The organism is Mesorhizobium sp. M8A.F.Ca.ET.207.01.1.1 (assembly GCF_004794715.1).
Lineage (GTDB): Bacteria > Pseudomonadota > Alphaproteobacteria > Rhizobiales > Rhizobiaceae > Mesorhizobium.
In genome coordinates this window covers 1-394 of record NZ_SRUS01000163.1, presented here as the reverse complement: position 1 = coordinate 394, position 394 = coordinate 1, and the positions used below count along the sequence as shown (strand labels likewise).

Sequence of the window (394 nt, the reverse complement as noted above, 5' to 3'; positions counted from 1 at the left end):
GCGGCCATAGCTGGGGTGGCCGAAGAACAGCTCATCGCCACCGTCACCGGTCAGCGCGACCGGCTTGCGCGCCCCCAGCAGTTCACTGGCCAGCAACGTCGGCAGCTGTGAAGCGTCGGCAAAGGGTTCGCACCAGACCTGCGGCAGGCGCTGCAGCAGGTCCAGGCCCTGGCGCGCATCCATGCGGTGCAGGTGGTGCTGCACCCCCAGGTGACGCGCGACCTGCGACGCCCAGTCGCTCTCGTCATGCCCCGGATCGTCGAAGCCGACGGTCCACGCCTCGATCGGCAGGGTCGACTGGGCCTGCATCATTGCCGTCACCAGCGAGGAATCGGTGCCGCCGGACAGGAACGCGCCGCAGGCCAGTGGCGAGTGCATGCGCGCCGCGATCGCC

General features: G+C 70.1%; 1 protein-coding gene. It reads right to left on the bottom strand.

What is annotated here, in order from left to right; translation table 11 throughout:
* A partial coding sequence (locus tag EN850_RS34000; protein ID WP_136092966.1) for an asparagine synthase C-terminal domain-containing protein occupies nt 1-394 on the bottom strand: 394 nt, incomplete at both ends.